A 13,916-nucleotide genomic window follows, 5' to 3' on the forward strand; every position below is an offset into this window, starting at 1 on the left:
TTCGTTTCTTCCTCAGATCACTTTGGCTTCGTTCTTGAGCTTGTCCACCAGGGTGGCCACGTCGGGCACCTTGATGCCTGCGCCACGCTTGGGCGGCTCGCTGACCTTGAGGGTCTTCAGGCGGGGCTTCACATCCACGCCCAGGTCTTCGGGCTTGAAGGTGTCCAGCTGCTTCTTCTTGGCCTTCATGATGTTGGGCAGCGTCACATAGCGCGGCTCGTTCAGGCGCAGGTCGGTCGTGATGACCGCGGGCAGCGTGAGCGTCAGCGTTTCCATGCCGCCGTCGACTTCGCGTGCGACGGTGACCTTGTCGGCTGCCAGGTCGACCTTCGAGGCGAAGGTGGCTTGGGGCAGGTCGGCCAAAGCAGCCAGCATCTGGCCCGTTTGATTGGCGTCGTCATCGATGGCTTGCTTGCCCAGGATGATCAGCTGGGGCTGTTCCTTGTCGACCAGTGCCTTGAGCAGCTTGGCCACGGCCAGCGGCTGCAGCTCTTCAGCGGTCTCGACCAGGATGCCGCGGTCGGCGCCGATGGCCATCGCGGTGCGCAGGGTTTCCTGGCACTTCGCATCGCCGCAGGAGACGGCGATGACTTCGGTCACGATGCCCTTTTCCTTCAGCCGCACCGCTTCTTCGACAGCGATTTCGTCGAAGGGGTTCATGCTCATCTTGACGTTGGCAATGTCCACCCCGGTGCCGTCGCTCTTGACGCGCACCTTCACGTTGTAATCGACGACCCGTTTGACAGGCACCAGAACTTTCATGGCTGTTCCTCTTGAATGACAAAAATGGGAAAAGGGGTTACTCGAGCTTGGCGCCCGACTGCTTGATCAGGCGCTCCCACACGGGGCGCTCCTGCTTCCAGGCCGCGGCAAAGAGCTCGGGTGAGCTGTCCTTGATCTCGAAGCCCATGGCCGCCACGCGCTCGCGCACGTCGGGCTGCTGCGTGGCCTTGCGCACTTCGTCGGCGATGCGGTCGACGATGGCCTTGGGCGTCTTGGCGGGCGCGGCAATGGCGAGCCAGCCGGTCACGCGGTAGGCCTCGTCCTTCAGGCCTTGCTCGGCCAGCGTGGGCACGTTGGGCAGCGTGCTCATGCGGCGCTCGCCGGTCACGCCGACGGCCTTGAGCTTGCCCGCGTCGATGTGCGGCTTGGCCGCGAGCGCGCTCGCGTAGGCCATCTGGATCTGGCCGCCGATGAGGTCTTGCACCATCGGCGCCTCGCCCTTGTAGGCGACGTGGTTCATGTCGGCCTGCTGCGTGAGGCTCATGTGCGCGCCGGCCAGGTGCGGGTAGGCGCCCACGCCGTACGAGCCGTAGGCCACCTTGCCCTTGTTTGCGGCCACGTACTTCAGCAGCTCGGGGCCGGTCTTGGCGGGCACGCTGGGGTGCACCACCAGCACCAGCGGCGCCATCGCGATCTGGTAGACCAGCGTGAGGTCGCGCTGCGTGTCGTAGGGCAGTTTCTCGTAGAGGAACTCGTTGGTCATGAGCGAGTTGCTCAGCGACAGCACGATGGTGTAGCCGTCGGGCGCGGCCTTGGCGACCGCGTCGGTGCCGATGATGCCGGCCGCGCCGGGCTTGTTGTCCACCACGATGGGCTGGCCCATGCTGGCCGACATCTTCTGGCCCAGCACGCGCGCCAGCACGTCGGTCGCGCCGCCGGCCTGGAAGGGCACGACGAGGCGGATCGGCTTGTTCGGGTAGGGCGCCTGCGCATGCGCGGGGGCCAGCGCGAACAGCGCGGCGGTCGATGCTGCCGCGCACAGCAGGGCGCGGCGGGTCGAGGGTTGATGGGTCATGGTTTGTCTCCCGTTCGGTTGCAGAAAATCGTGTCGAAGAAGAAGCAGATCAAGATCACTTCAGCGCGATGCGCGTCTTGAAGGGCAGGGGCTCCAGGGCCTTCTGCAGCCGCTCCTGCAATGCAGCGGCTTGTGCGCCCGCCGCGGCGGCGTCGATCTGCACATGCACGAGGCTTTCGCCTTCCGTGGTCACCGCAGGTTGAGCCGCATCGCCCACGCCGAGTGCGGCGCAGACCTCGGCGACCGTGGCCGCCACCACCTGCCGCGCGGCCATGGCGCGCAGCTCGGGCTTGTAGATCTTGCCGACGTTGGTCATCGGCATCGTGGCGATCACCGACACCCACTTGGGGCGCGCAGGCGCTTCGTCGACGCGCGAAGAAGTGAAGGCCAGCAGTTCCTCTTCGGTGGCCGAGGCGCCGGGCACCAGCGTCGCGAAGATCACGGGCAGCTCGCCCGCGTAGGCATCGGGGGCGCCGACGGCGGCGCACAGCTGCACGGCCGGGTGCGCGCCCAGCGCGTCCTCGATGGTCTTGGGGTCGATGTTGTGGCCGCTGCGGATGATCAGGTCCTTCGAGCGGCCCGTGAGGTGCAGCCGCTCTTCGGCGTCCATCCAGCCCAGGTCGCCGGTGGCGAGCCAGCCGTCGGCGGTGAAGGCCTTGGCGTTGTCGGCCGGATCGACGAAACCCGAGAACACATTGGGCGACTTGAACAGCACCATGCCGGTCTCGCCCTGTGCCACTTCGCGGTCGCTGGCGTTGCCGTTCTCGTCCAGCGCCACGATGCGCACCTGCGCGTACGGCAGGCGAAAGCCGACGCAGCCCGCGGGGCCGTTCACGCCGGGCGGCGTGATGGTCGAGATGCCGGCCATCTCGGTCATGCCCAGGCTCTCGTGCACGTGCAGGCCGAACAGGCGCTCGAAGCGCGCGGCCAGCTCGGGCGCGAGCACGGCGGCGCCGGTGCGGCAGTAGGTGATGGACGAGATGTCGGCGCCGTCCAGCGGCACATTGGCCAGCGCGGCGAGCACTGTGGGCACGGCCGACAGCGAGGTCGGGCGGTACTTCTCGACCAGCTTCCAGTAGTTGGCCAGCACCTCCTTGTTGCGCAGCAGCGAGGGCGTCGGAATGATCACCTCCACGCCCGCCGACAGCGATGAGAGCGAGGCCGGCAGCACGCCCGCCACATGGAACAGCGGGTAGCCGTTGATCGAGATGCCCTGTTCGTTCATGCCCGCAAGCTGCACGCTGGCCCAGGCGGTGAACACCTGCGCGCCGTGGCTGTGGCGCGCGAGCTTGGGCGCGCCCGTGGTGCCGCCGGTGTGGAAGTAGGCGGCGATGTCGGTGGGGGCGATGTCGCGGCCGCTCACGAGGCGGTCGGACGGTTGCGCGGCGCGCAGCACGTCGAACTCGGCCACGCCTTCGGGCAGCGTGCCGGCCGCGCCGGGTGCTTCGTCGTGCGGCGCCACGCGCAGCACGGTGGTGAGCGTGGGCACCTGGCCGCGCAGGCGCATCGCCTTCGACCACATGCCCGATTCGGTGTCGGAGCCGTAGGCGATGAGCACCTTGGCGCGGCCTGCGGTCATGAGCGCGACCAGCTTCTCGTCGGTGAGCAGCGGGTTGAGTGGCTGCACGATGCCGGCGGCCTCGCCGCCCCAGAGCGCGAGGTGGTACTCGAGGCAACCGGGCAGCAGCACCGCGACCGCATCGTCGGGGCCCACACCGAGCGTGTGCAGCAGGTTGGCCGTCTGGTGGATGCCCGCGAGCAGCTGCGCATACGACCAGCGGATGGGTTCATCCGCCGGGTTGCCGCTGCGCAGGAAGGTGAGCGCGGTCTTGTCGCCGAAGGCCGCGCCGGAATTGCGAAAGAGCTCGTAGGTGCTGCGCACCGTGAGCGCTTCTTCGAGCGGCGTCTCCTCCAGCCGCCGGATGTCGGCGAGACCGCGCACCGGGAACAGGGGGCGGAACGGCGCGCTGGCCGTTCCCGTGGGGTTGTTCTTGTCGTTGCCTGTTGTCATGTTGTCTCCTTGAGGGGGTCTTGCCGGCTGCGGACGGAGGCCGTGTCTTACTGGTTCGTGATCTTGTTGTCGCGAATGACCTTGCCCCAGCGCTCGAAGTCCTGGCGCATGCGCGTGGCGGTCTGTTCCGGCGTGCCGTAGGCCGCGAAGGAGCCCACGCTCTGCAGCTTCTCGCCGACTTCCTTGTCGGCCAGCGCCTTCTTCAGCTCGGCGCTCATGCGGTCGACCACGGCCTGTGGCGTGCCGGCCGGGGCCAGCAGCCCGCCCCACGAGGTGGCGTCGAAGCCGGGGAAGCCTTGCTCGGCCACGGTCTTCACGTCGGGCAGCAGGCTCACGCGCTTGCCGGAGCCCACGGCGACGGGGCGCAGCGTGCCGGCGCGGATGTGCGGGATCACGGCCACGAGGTCGGAGAACATCGCGGGCACCTGGCCGCCGATGAGGTCGGTCACGGCCGGGGCGCTGCCGCGGTAGGGCACGTGCTGCATCTCGAACTTGCCGATGTTCTTCAGCTGCTCGGTCGTCAGGTGGCCGAAGCTGCCGGCGCCGGCGGTCGTGTAGTTGAGCTTGCCGCCGTCGGCCTTGGCCTTGGCGATCAGGTCCTGCAGGCCGTTCACGCCGGGCAGCGCCTTCGGGTTCACCACCATCACGATCGGCAGGTCGTACACCGTGCCCACGGGCGTGAAGTTCTTGAAGATGTCGTAGGGCACGGTGCCGTACAGGTGCGAGGCCAGCAGCGTCGGCGTGGCCAGCATCACGAAGGTGTAGCCGTCGGGTGCGGCCTTGGCCGCAAAGGCCGCGCCGATGGTGCCCGAGGCGCCGCTGCGGTTGTCGACCAGGATGTTCTGCTTGAGCGACAGGGACATCTTCTGCGCCACGATGCGCGAGGCCACGTCGGTCGGGCCGCCGGGCGGGAAGGGCACGACCAGCGTGATCGGCTTGGTCGGCCAGGCTTGGGCGAAGGCGCTGCCGGCCAGCAGGGGAAGGGCCAGCGCGAGCAGGGCGCGGCGCACGGGGTTGCGGGGGGTACGGAGGAACGGGAAGGCCATGGATTTCTCTTCAGGGATGCGGGCGTTGTCTTCGCTGTGTGCGATCAGACGACGCCATTCGTTTTCAGCGCTGCCAGCTTTTCATCCGACAGGCCGAGCAGGGACTTCAGCACGTCGTGCGTGCCTTCTCCCAAAGTGGGCGGCGCGCTGCGCACGGGCAGGCGCTCGCCATCGAAACGGTAGGGCGGCGCCAGCACATTGACTTCGCCGGCCACCGGGTGCGGCTGCTTGGTGACCAGGCCGGCGTCGGTCGCGCGCGGGGAGTTCAATGCTTCCAGCAGGCCCAGCACCTCGCCGCAGGGAATGCCCGAGGCGTTGAGCTTTTCGAGCAGCGCGGCGCGCGGGCGCTTCGCGAGTTCGGCGGTCAGCTCGGGCAGCAGCGCGGCGCGGTTGGCCGAACGCAGGATGTTGGTCTTGAAGCGCTCGTCGGCCGCGAGGTCGGGGCGTTCGATCACTTCGGTGCAGAAGCGCATGAACTGCGCGTTGTTGCCCACGGTGATCACCAGCGGGCCGTCGGCCGCGTCGAACACGCCGTAGGGCACGATCGACGGGTGCGAGTTGCCGTAGCGCGGCGGGTCTTCGCCCATCAGCAGCGCTTCGAGGCCGTAGTAGGCGGTGATCATCAGGCCGCAGTCGAACAGCGCCATCTCGATGTGGCGGCCGGTGCCGGTCTTCTCGCGCTGGTAGAGCGCGGCCAGCACGGCCTGCGCCGAGTACATGCCGGTGAACAGGTCGACGGCGGCCACGCCGAACTTCAGCGGCGGCTGGTTGGCTTCGCCGTTGAGCGCCATCAGGCCGGCCTCGCCCTGCACCACGAGGTCGTAGCCGGGGCGCGCGGCCTCGGGGCCGGTGCGGTCGTAGCCCGAGATCGAGCAGTAGATGAGGCCCGGGTTGTCCTTGCGCAGCTGTTCGTAGCCCAGGCCCAGCTTGTCGATGCCGCCGAACTTGAAGTTCTGGATCACCACGTCGCACTGCTTGGCGAGGTCGCGCGCGATCTGCTGGCCTTCGGGCGTCTGCAGGTCGAGCGTGACGGAGCGCTTGTTGCGGTTCACGCTGTTGAAGTAGGCGGTCTCGGTCTTGCCCACGCGCAGGCCCCAGTCGCGCGTGTCGTCGCCGCGGCCCGGGTGCTCGACCTTGATCACCTCGGCGCCCATGTCGGCCAGCACCATGCCGCACCAGGGGCCGGCAAGGATGCGGGACAGATCGAGGACGCGCACGCCGGCGAGCGGCAGCGAGGAATTCAGCGAGGGCATGGGAACAACTCCAGGAAAACGAAAGACCCCCGCATCTGCATCGGCATGCACACGCGGGGAGGGGCGCGGCGCGTCAGGACGCGTCGGGCTGGGGTGCGTGGCGCAACGCGACGAAGTCGGCCTTGCGCTTGCCGAGGAAAGCGCCGATGCCTTCGGCGGCTTCGGCGTCGGCCTGCGACGTCACCATGTAGATCGCTTCGGCCTCGAGTTGTTCCTCGAGCGTTGCACGGTGGGCCTGGCGGCACAGCGTCTTGATGCGTGCGCTTGCGCGCTGCGGGCCGTTGGCCACCTTGGCGGCGAGTGCGATGGCCTCGGCCAGCGCGCCGCCCTTGTCGGTCAGGCGGTTCACCGCGCCCATCGCGTGCAGGCGCTCGGCCGTGAGGCGGTCGCCGGTGAGGCACAGCTCGGTGAGCAGCTGGCGCGAGACGAACTCCGCGAGGAAGGCCGTGGCGCCGCCGTCGGGCGTGAGGCCGACCTTGACGTAGGCCACCGTGTAGAACGCATCGCGCGCAGACACCAGCATGTCGCAGGCCAGCGCCATCGACAGGCCGGCGCCGGCCGCGCCGCCTTCCACGGCCGCGATCACGGGCTTGCCGCAGTCGCGGAGCGCGCGGATCAGGTCGTGCAGGCCTTCGAGCTTCTCGCGGCGTTCGGCCTCGGGCAGCTCGCGGCGCTTGGCCAGCAGGTTCAGGTCGCCGCCCGAGCAGAAGAAGTCGCCCGCGCCGGTGAAGACGATGGCGCCCACTTCGGGGTCGTTCTGCGCGTCGGTGAGCGCGGCGGAGAGTTCGGCGTACAGCGTCGGCGTGATCGCGTTGCGCGCGGCCGGGTTGCTGTTGGTCAGGATGCGGACGGCGCCTTCCTGCGAGATGAGGACGGTCTTGTCCGTCATGCCGCGACCTCTTTGCCCAGAGCGATGTAGCGCTGCAGGTGGTGGTCTTCGTCGCCGAGCTGGTGGTCGATCATCACGAGGCGCTTGGCGTAGTGGGGCAGCGACAGCTCCCAGGTCATGCCGATGCCGCCGTGCATCTGGATGCTTTCCTCGGCCACCAGCGCACCGATGCGGCCGATGCTGAACTTGGCGGCCGACAGCGCGCGCTCGCGCGCCACGCGGTCGCTGCCGTCGATGGCGGCGGCGGCGTTGATCACGGCCGAGCGGGCCTGTTCGATCTCGAGCAGCAGGTCGGCCATGCGATGTTGCAGGGCCTGGAAGCTGCCGATGAGGATGCCGAACTGCTTGCGCGTGCGCAGGTACTCGAGCGTGGCGGTCTTGGCGGCTTCCATCGCGCCCAGTGCTTCGGCGCACAGCGCGAGCACGCCGCGGCCGATGGCGCGTTCCAGCGTGGCGGCGCCCTGGCCTTCGGCGCCCAGCAGCGCGTCGGCGCCGAGCGTCACGCCGTCGAGCGTGAGTTCGGCCACGCGGCCGCCGTCGATGGCGGGGCAGCCGCGCACGGTGAGGCCGGCGGTCTTGGCGGGCACGAGGAAGAGGGAGATGCCGGCTTCGTCGTCGACGTTGCCCGAGGTGCGGGCCGAGACCAGGAACAGGTCGGCCTGCTCGCCTTGCGGCACCACGGCCTTGGCACCCTTGAGCACCCAGCCGTCGCCACGGCGTTCGGCGGTCGTGGCCACGCGCGTGCGTTCGTAGTGCGTGTCGGCTTCATCGTGCGCAAAGGCCGCCACGGTCACGCCGTTGACGATCTCGCCGATCTTCTCTTTCTGCGCGTCGCTGCCGGCGGCGCTGATCGCCTCGCCGACCATCACGGCGCCCAGCAGCGGCTCGACCACGAGGCCGCGGCCCAGCGCTTCGAAGACCACGGCGATGTCGAAGCCGCTGCCGCCGAAGCCGCCGTCGGCCTCGCTGAACAGCGCGCCGATCACGCCGAGCTCGGCGAAGTTCTGGAAGATCTCCTTGCTGAAACCGTGTGCCGACTTCGCGATGCGGTCGCGCGCATCGAAGGCGTACTGCTCGGCGATGAAGCGGTTCAGGCTGTCGGCGAGCATGCGCCGGTCTTCGGTGTGTTCGAAGTTCATTGCGTCTCTCCTTACAGGCCCAGGATCATCTTGGAGATGATGTTCTTCTGGATTTCGTTCGAGCCGCCGAAGATCGACAGCTTGCGGTTGTTGAAGTAGCGCGCGGCTGCGGCCGATGCGTAGGCGGGGCCGAAGGTCTCGCCGTCGAAGCCGTCGTGCAGCGCTTCCTCGACGAAGGGACGTCCGTACACGCCCATCGCACGGCGCGCGAGCGACGAAATCTCCTGGCGGATCTCGGTGCCGCGAATCTTCAGCATCGAGCTTTCCGCACCGGGCACGCCGCCGCCGGCCACCGCCGCGATCACGCGCAGGTTGGTGGTCTTCATGTTCTCCAGGTCGATCTCGACACGCGCCAGGCGTGCGGCAAAGGCCGGGTCGTCCGCCAGCGGCTTGCCGTTCTTGGTCTGCGACGCGGCGATGCCCTTGAGCTGTTCGAGCGCGGCCACCGAGAAGCCCACGCCCGCGATGTTGGTGCGCTCGTAGGTCAGCAGGTACTTGGCGCAGGTCCAGCCCTTGTTCTCTTCGCCCACGAGGTTCTCGGCGGGCACGCGCACGTCGGAGAAGAACACCTCGTTGACCTCATGCTCGCCGTCGAGCGTGATGATCGGACGCACTTCCACGCCGGGCGAGGTCATGTCGACCAAGAGGAAGCTGATGCCTTCCTGCTTCTTCGCCTCGCGGTTGGTGCGCACCAGGCAGAAGATCATGTTGGCGTGCTGGCCCAGCGTGGTCCAGGTCTTCTGGCCGTTCACGATGTAGTGGTCGCCCTGCGCGTCGATGCCGCGCACGGCCGTGGTCTTCACCGCGGCCAGGTCGGAGCCCGCGCCGGGTTCCGAGTAGCCCTGGCACCACCAGTCGGCGCCGCTCAGGATGCGCGGCAGCCAGTACTTCTTCTGCGCTTCGTTGCCGTACTTGATGAGCACCGGGCCCAGCATGTTGACGCCGAAGGGCACGATGCGCGGCGCGAAGGCCAGGGCGCACTCGTTCTCGAAGATGAACTTCTCGACCGCGGTCCAACCCGGGCCGCCGTATTGCTCGGGCCAGTGGTTGGCCAGCCAGCCGCGCTCGTTCAGGATGGCGTGCCATTCCTGCATGTCGGCCTTTTCCAGGATCTTGCCGCCGCGCACCTTGTCGGACAGCCGCGCAGGCAGCTTGTTCGCCAGGAAGGTGCGCACTTCGCTGCGGAAGGCTTCTTCTTCAGGGGTGAAGTTCAGGTCCATGTCTTATCTCTCGGATGGAGGGTTGACGTATTCAAGTGGAACCCCGCGGAACCGGCTTTGCCGGGCCGCAGGGGTTGCCCCCGGAAGGGGGTTGGAGAAGCGACACGAAGTGCGCGAAGCCTGGGGGAGAGCGAAGGCTGTCAATAAATTTCGAACAGGCCCGCGGCGCCCATGCCGCCGGCGATGCACATCGTGACCACGGCGTACTTGGCGCCGCGGCGCTTGCCTTCGAGCAGCACGTGGCCCGTGAGGCGCGCACCGGTCATGCCGAAGGGGTGGCCGATGGAGATCGCGCCGCCGTTCACGTTCAGGCGTTCCGACGGAATGCCCAGCTTTTCCTGGCAGTAGATCGACTGCGAGGCGAAGGCTTCGTTGAGTTCCCACAGGTCGATGTCCTGCACCTTCAGGCCGTGGCGCGCGAGCAGCTTGGGCACGGCGAAGACCGGGCCGATGCCCATCTCGTCGGGTTCGCAGCCGGCCAGCGCCAGGCCGCGGAACGCGCCCAGCGGCTTCAGGTTGGCGCGCTCGGCGTCCTTGGCTTCCATCATCACGCAGGCCGAAGCGCCGTCGGACAGCTGCGAGGCGTTGCCGGCGGTGATGAACTTGTCGTCGCCCATCACGGGCTTGAGCTTGGCCAGCGCTTCGTAGGTGGTGCCGCGGCGGTTGCAGTTGTCTTCCGTGGCGGTGACTTCGCGGTGGGTGACCTCCTTGGTCTCCTTGTCGGTCACGGCCATCGTGGTGGTGCAGGCCACGATCTCGTCCTTGTAGCGGCCGGCCAGTTGCGCTTCTTCGGTCTTGCGCTGGCTCTCGGCCGAGAAGCGGTCCTGCGCCTCGCGGCTGATGTTGTAGCGCTTGGCCACGATGTCGGCGGTGTCGATCATCGCCATGTACAGCTCGGGCTTGTGCTCGACGATCCACGGGTCCAGGCTGAGGTCGCCGCCGTCGCCGGGGCTGCGGCCGCGGATCTGCGAGATGCTTTCCACGCCGCCCGCGATCATGGCCGGCGCGCCGTCCACCACGATGCGGCCGGCGGCCATGGCAATCGCCTGCAGGCCCGAGGCGCAGAAGCGGTTCACGGTGGTGCCGGCGATGCTGATCGGCAGGCCCGAGCGGATGATCGACTGGCGCGCGATGTTGCGGCCGGTGGTGCCTTCGGGGTAGCCGCAGCCGAGGATCGCGTCCTCGATCAGGGCCGGGTCCAGGCCCGAGCGCTCGACCGCGGCCTTCACCGCGAACGAGGCCAGCGTGGCGCCGGAGGTGATGTTGAATTCGCCGCGGTGCGCCTTGGTGAGCGGGGTGCGGGCGGTAGAAACGATGACGGCTTCACGCATGGGGTTGTCTCCTGGACGGTGGGCTCTAACGGTTACTCGGATTGATTCAGGCTGGCGAAATCGGCGCCGCGTTCGACCAGCTCCACGAGCAGCGGCGACGGCTTCCAGAAGATCGGATCGGCCTTGGCGAACTCGCGGATGTCGGCGAGCACCTTGGGCAGGCCCACGGTGTCGGCGTACTTCATGGGGCCGCCGCGGTGGCGCGGGAAGCCGTAGCCATAGAGGAAGGTCACGTCCACGTCGAGCGGGCGCAGCGCGATGCGCTGGAGCACGACATTGGCGCCTTCGTTGACCATGGCGGCCATGTAGCGGCGCATGATTTCTTCTTCGGTGAAGGTGCGCGGCGTGATGCCGGCGCGCACGCGCTCGGCGTCGATGATGGCCAGCACCTCGGGGTCGGGCACGCCGGTGCGCGCGCCTTCGGGGTACAGGTAGTAGCCGCGCTGCGTCTTCTGGCCGAACCAGCCGCGCTCGCAGATGCGGTCGGCCACTTGCACGTAGCGCGCTTGCGGGTCGCGCGTGGCGGCCTTGCGCTTGCGCGTGGCCCAGCCGATGTCGCCGCCGGCCAGGTCGGACACCTGGAACGGGCCCATCGGGTAGCCGAAGTTGCGCACGGCCGCGTCGATGTCGTAGGGCGAGGCGCCGTCTTCCATCATGTGGTCGGCGGCCTGGCGGTACACGGCCAGGATGCGGTTGCCGATGAAGCCGTCGCACACGCCGGCGCGCACGGGCACCTTCTTGAGCTTCTTGGCCAGTTCGAAGCCGGTGGCGACCACGTCGGCGCTCACCTTGGCGGGCACCACGATCTCCAGCAGCTTCATGATGTTGGCCGGCGAGAAGAAGTGCAGGCCCACCACGTCCTGTGGGCGCGAGATGCTGGCGGCGATCTCGTCGATGTCCAGGTACGAGGTGTTGGTGGCGAGCACGGCGCCCTTCTTGCACACGCGGTCGAGTTCGGCGAACACGGCCTTCTTGACACCCATCTCCTCGAACACGGCCTCGACCACGATGTCGACGTTGGCGAAGGCGTCGTAGCTGGTCGAGCCCGAGAAGCGCGCCATCACGGCGGCCTTGGCTTCCGGCGTCATGCGGCCCTTGGCGATGAGGCCGTCGTACACCTTCTCGACGTGGGCACGGCCGCGCGCGAGGCTGGGCTCGTCGCGCTCGACCATGGTCACGGGCAGGCCCGCGTCGAGCATCGCCACGGCAATGCCCGCACCCATGGTGCCGCCGCCGACGATGCCGGCCGAGGTGAGCGCGCGCGGGCTGGCCGAGCGGGTCTCGGGGGCCTTCAGCACTTCGCGTTCGGCGAAGAAGGCGTGGATCAGGCCGGCGCGCTGCGGGCTGTCGATGCACTGCAGGAACAGCTTGCGCTCCAGCGCCATGCCTTCGTCGAAGGGCAGCGTGAGCGCGCCTTCGACGGCTTCGACGATCTTCATCGGCGAGAACAGGCCGCGGCTCTTCTTGGCGGTGTCGGCGCGTGCGGCCTCGAGGGCGGCACGGGCTGCGTCTTTGTCGGCCAGGCCGGCGGCTTCGCGCGTGCGGCGCACCGGGGCGTGGGCGGCGACGAGTTCCTGCGCGTAGGCGAGGCCTTCGGCGCGGGCGTCGGCTTCAGCGCCGAGGCGGTCGACGAGGCCGAGCGTCAGCGCTTCCTTGGCGCCCGCATGGCGGCCGCTGAGCATCAGTTCGAGCGCGGGCTTCACGCCGATGAGGCGCGGCGTGCGCTGCGTGCCGCCCGAGCCGGGCAGCAGGCCCAGCGCCACTTCGGGCAGGCCCAGCTTGGCGGTGGGCGCGGCGAGGCGGTAGTGCGCCGACAGGGCAATTTCCAGCCCGCCGCCGAGCGCGGCGCCGTGAATGGCGGCGACCACCGGCTTGGTGCAGTTCTCGATCTTCAGGCAGACCTCGGGCAGCGAGGGCTGCTGCGGCGCCTGGCCGAACTCGCGGATGTCCGCGCCGGCGATGAAGTTGCGGCCCGCGCCGACGATCAGCACCGCCTTGGCGCCGCTGTCGGCCTCGGCCGCGTCGATGGCGGCGGCTAGGCCGCGGCGCACGTCCACGCCCAGGGCGTTGACGGGCGGGTTGTCGATGGTCACCACGCACACGTCGCCTTGACGCTGGAAGGTGACGGGACCGTTGGACGTGGAAGGGCTGGGAGTGGGGGTGGCCATGTGCGTGTCGCTTGTCTCTTGCTTGCGTGGCAGGCCCTCGTGAAGTCTCGAGGGGTCCGGGGCTCTGGGGAGCCCTGCATTCTTGGCCGGCATCGCTGCTTTGACAATTGCATAGGTGGTTGACAGACTGTCAAAGAATTTTTGACACAATCCGCCCATGGACCTGCAATCGCTCACCCTGCTGGTGGAAATCCTTGACGCGGGCAACCTGAGCGCGGCGGCGCGCCGGCTCAAGATGACCCGTGCCAACGTCAGCTACCACCTGAACCAGCTGGAGCGCTCGGTGGGCGCGCAGCTGATCCGGCGCACCACCCGGCGCGCCGAGCCCACCGAGATCGGGCTGCGGCTGTACCAGCACGGCGTGGCCATCCAGGGCGAGCTGCTGGCGGCGCGCGAGTCGGTCACCGCGCTGGGCGAGGGCCTGCAGGGCCGCGTGCGCCTGAGCGTGCCCAGCGGCTACGGCCAGCTCGTGATGGCCGACTGGCTCATCGACTTCAAGCGCCAGTACCCCGGCATCGTGCTCGACGTGGTGTTCGAGAACCGCATCGAAGATTTGCTGCGCGACGAGGTCGACATTGCCATCCGCGTGATCCCCGAGCCGCCGCAGAACCTCGTGGCGCGCGAGATGGGGCCGGTGCGCTACGTGGCCTGCGCCACGCGCGCGTACGCCGAGCGCCACCCGCTGCCCGTGCAACTGGACGCGCTGCGCGCCACGCCGGTGGTCACGGCCGCGGTCATCGGACGGCAGCTGCGCATCTCGGCCTACCAGGGCGAGACGCGGCGCGAGGTGATCCTGGAGCCGACGCTGATCTCGGAGAACTTTCTGTTCCTGCGCCAGGCCATCCTCGCGGGCCTGGGCGTGGGCCTCGTGCCCGACTACGTGGTGCAGGAAGACGTGCGCCGCGGCGACGTGGTGACCACGCTGGACGACTGGCGCCTGTCGATCTTCGGCACCCAGATGTTCATGCTCTACATGCCGAACCGCCAGCACACGCGGGCGATCCGGACGTTCATCGATTTCATCCTGGCGCGGGTGCGGCTGGAGGAATGAGCCAGGTGCG

11 protein-coding genes are annotated in these 13,916 nt (G+C 68.6%); 1 reads left to right on the top strand and 10 read right to left on the bottom strand.

What is annotated here, in order from left to right; translation table 11 throughout:
• Positions 1 to 12 precede the first annotated feature (12 nt).
• From AC1RLW_RS28140 to AC1RLW_RS28185, 10 genes are all read right to left on the bottom strand, one after another.
• On the bottom strand, positions 13 to 762 hold the full coding sequence (locus AC1RLW_RS28140; RefSeq protein ID WP_070060185.1) for an electron transfer flavoprotein subunit beta/FixA family protein: 750 nt from the start codon (positions 760 to 762) through the stop codon (positions 13 to 15).
• Between the two features lie 37 nt (positions 763 to 799).
• Positions 800 to 1,798, bottom strand: a complete 999-nt coding sequence (locus AC1RLW_RS28145) for a Bug family tripartite tricarboxylate transporter substrate binding protein (RefSeq protein WP_493195887.1) — start codon at positions 1,796 to 1,798, stop codon at positions 800 to 802.
• 55 nt (positions 1,799 to 1,853) lie between these two features.
• Positions 1,854 to 3,809 (bottom strand): acyl-CoA synthetase, encoded by a 1,956-nt coding sequence (locus AC1RLW_RS28150; protein ID WP_493195888.1) that lies wholly within the window; start codon positions 3,807 to 3,809, stop codon positions 1,854 to 1,856.
• Positions 3,810 to 3,856: 47 nt separating this feature from the next.
• Positions 3,857 to 4,855, bottom strand: a complete 999-nt coding sequence (locus AC1RLW_RS28155) for a Bug family tripartite tricarboxylate transporter substrate binding protein (protein WP_493195889.1) — start codon at positions 4,853 to 4,855, stop codon at positions 3,857 to 3,859.
• A 44-nt stretch (positions 4,856 to 4,899) separates the two neighbouring features.
• The gene (locus AC1RLW_RS28160; protein WP_095743559.1) at positions 4,900 to 6,108 is read right to left on the bottom strand and encodes a CaiB/BaiF CoA transferase family protein; all 1,209 of its coding nucleotides are present in this window, start codon (positions 6,106 to 6,108) and stop codon (positions 4,900 to 4,902) included.
• A 73-nt stretch (positions 6,109 to 6,181) separates the two neighbouring features.
• Positions 6,182 to 6,997: an oxepin-CoA hydrolase, alternative type gene (locus AC1RLW_RS28165; protein WP_493195890.1), complete on the bottom strand. Its 816-nt coding sequence runs from the start codon at positions 6,995 to 6,997 to the stop codon at positions 6,182 to 6,184.
• Positions 6,994 to 8,136, bottom strand: a complete 1,143-nt coding sequence (locus AC1RLW_RS28170; protein WP_493195891.1) for an acyl-CoA dehydrogenase family protein — start codon at positions 8,134 to 8,136, stop codon at positions 6,994 to 6,996. Before AC1RLW_RS28170 ends, AC1RLW_RS28165 begins: the two co-directional genes overlap by 4 nt.
• Positions 8,137 to 8,147: 11 nt before the next feature.
• Entirely contained in the window at positions 8,148 to 9,356 is a 1,209-nt protein-coding gene (locus AC1RLW_RS28175) for an acyl-CoA dehydrogenase family protein (protein ID WP_493195892.1), read from the bottom strand.
• Between the two features lie 140 nt (positions 9,357 to 9,496).
• A complete protein-coding gene (locus AC1RLW_RS28180) occupies positions 9,497 to 10,687 on the bottom strand; it encodes an acetyl-CoA C-acyltransferase (protein ID WP_062478557.1) in 1,191 nt (396 codons plus the stop codon).
• 32 nt (positions 10,688 to 10,719) lie between these two features.
• Positions 10,720 to 12,855 carry a 3-hydroxyacyl-CoA dehydrogenase NAD-binding domain-containing protein gene (locus tag AC1RLW_RS28185; protein ID WP_493195893.1) on the bottom strand — a complete coding sequence of 712 codons (2,136 nt, stop codon included), beginning with the start codon at positions 12,853 to 12,855 and terminating at the stop codon, positions 10,720 to 10,722.
• A gap of 157 nt (positions 12,856 to 13,012) precedes the next feature.
• Here AC1RLW_RS28185 and AC1RLW_RS28190 point away from each other — a divergent pair, with 157 nt between their 5' ends.
• A complete protein-coding gene (locus tag AC1RLW_RS28190) occupies positions 13,013 to 13,906 on the top strand; it encodes a LysR family transcriptional regulator (RefSeq protein WP_159273825.1) in 894 nt (297 codons plus the stop codon).
• The last annotated feature ends 10 nt before the right edge of the window (positions 13,907 to 13,916 follow it).

The organism is Variovorax sp. GW822-FHT04A09, assembly GCF_058801005.1.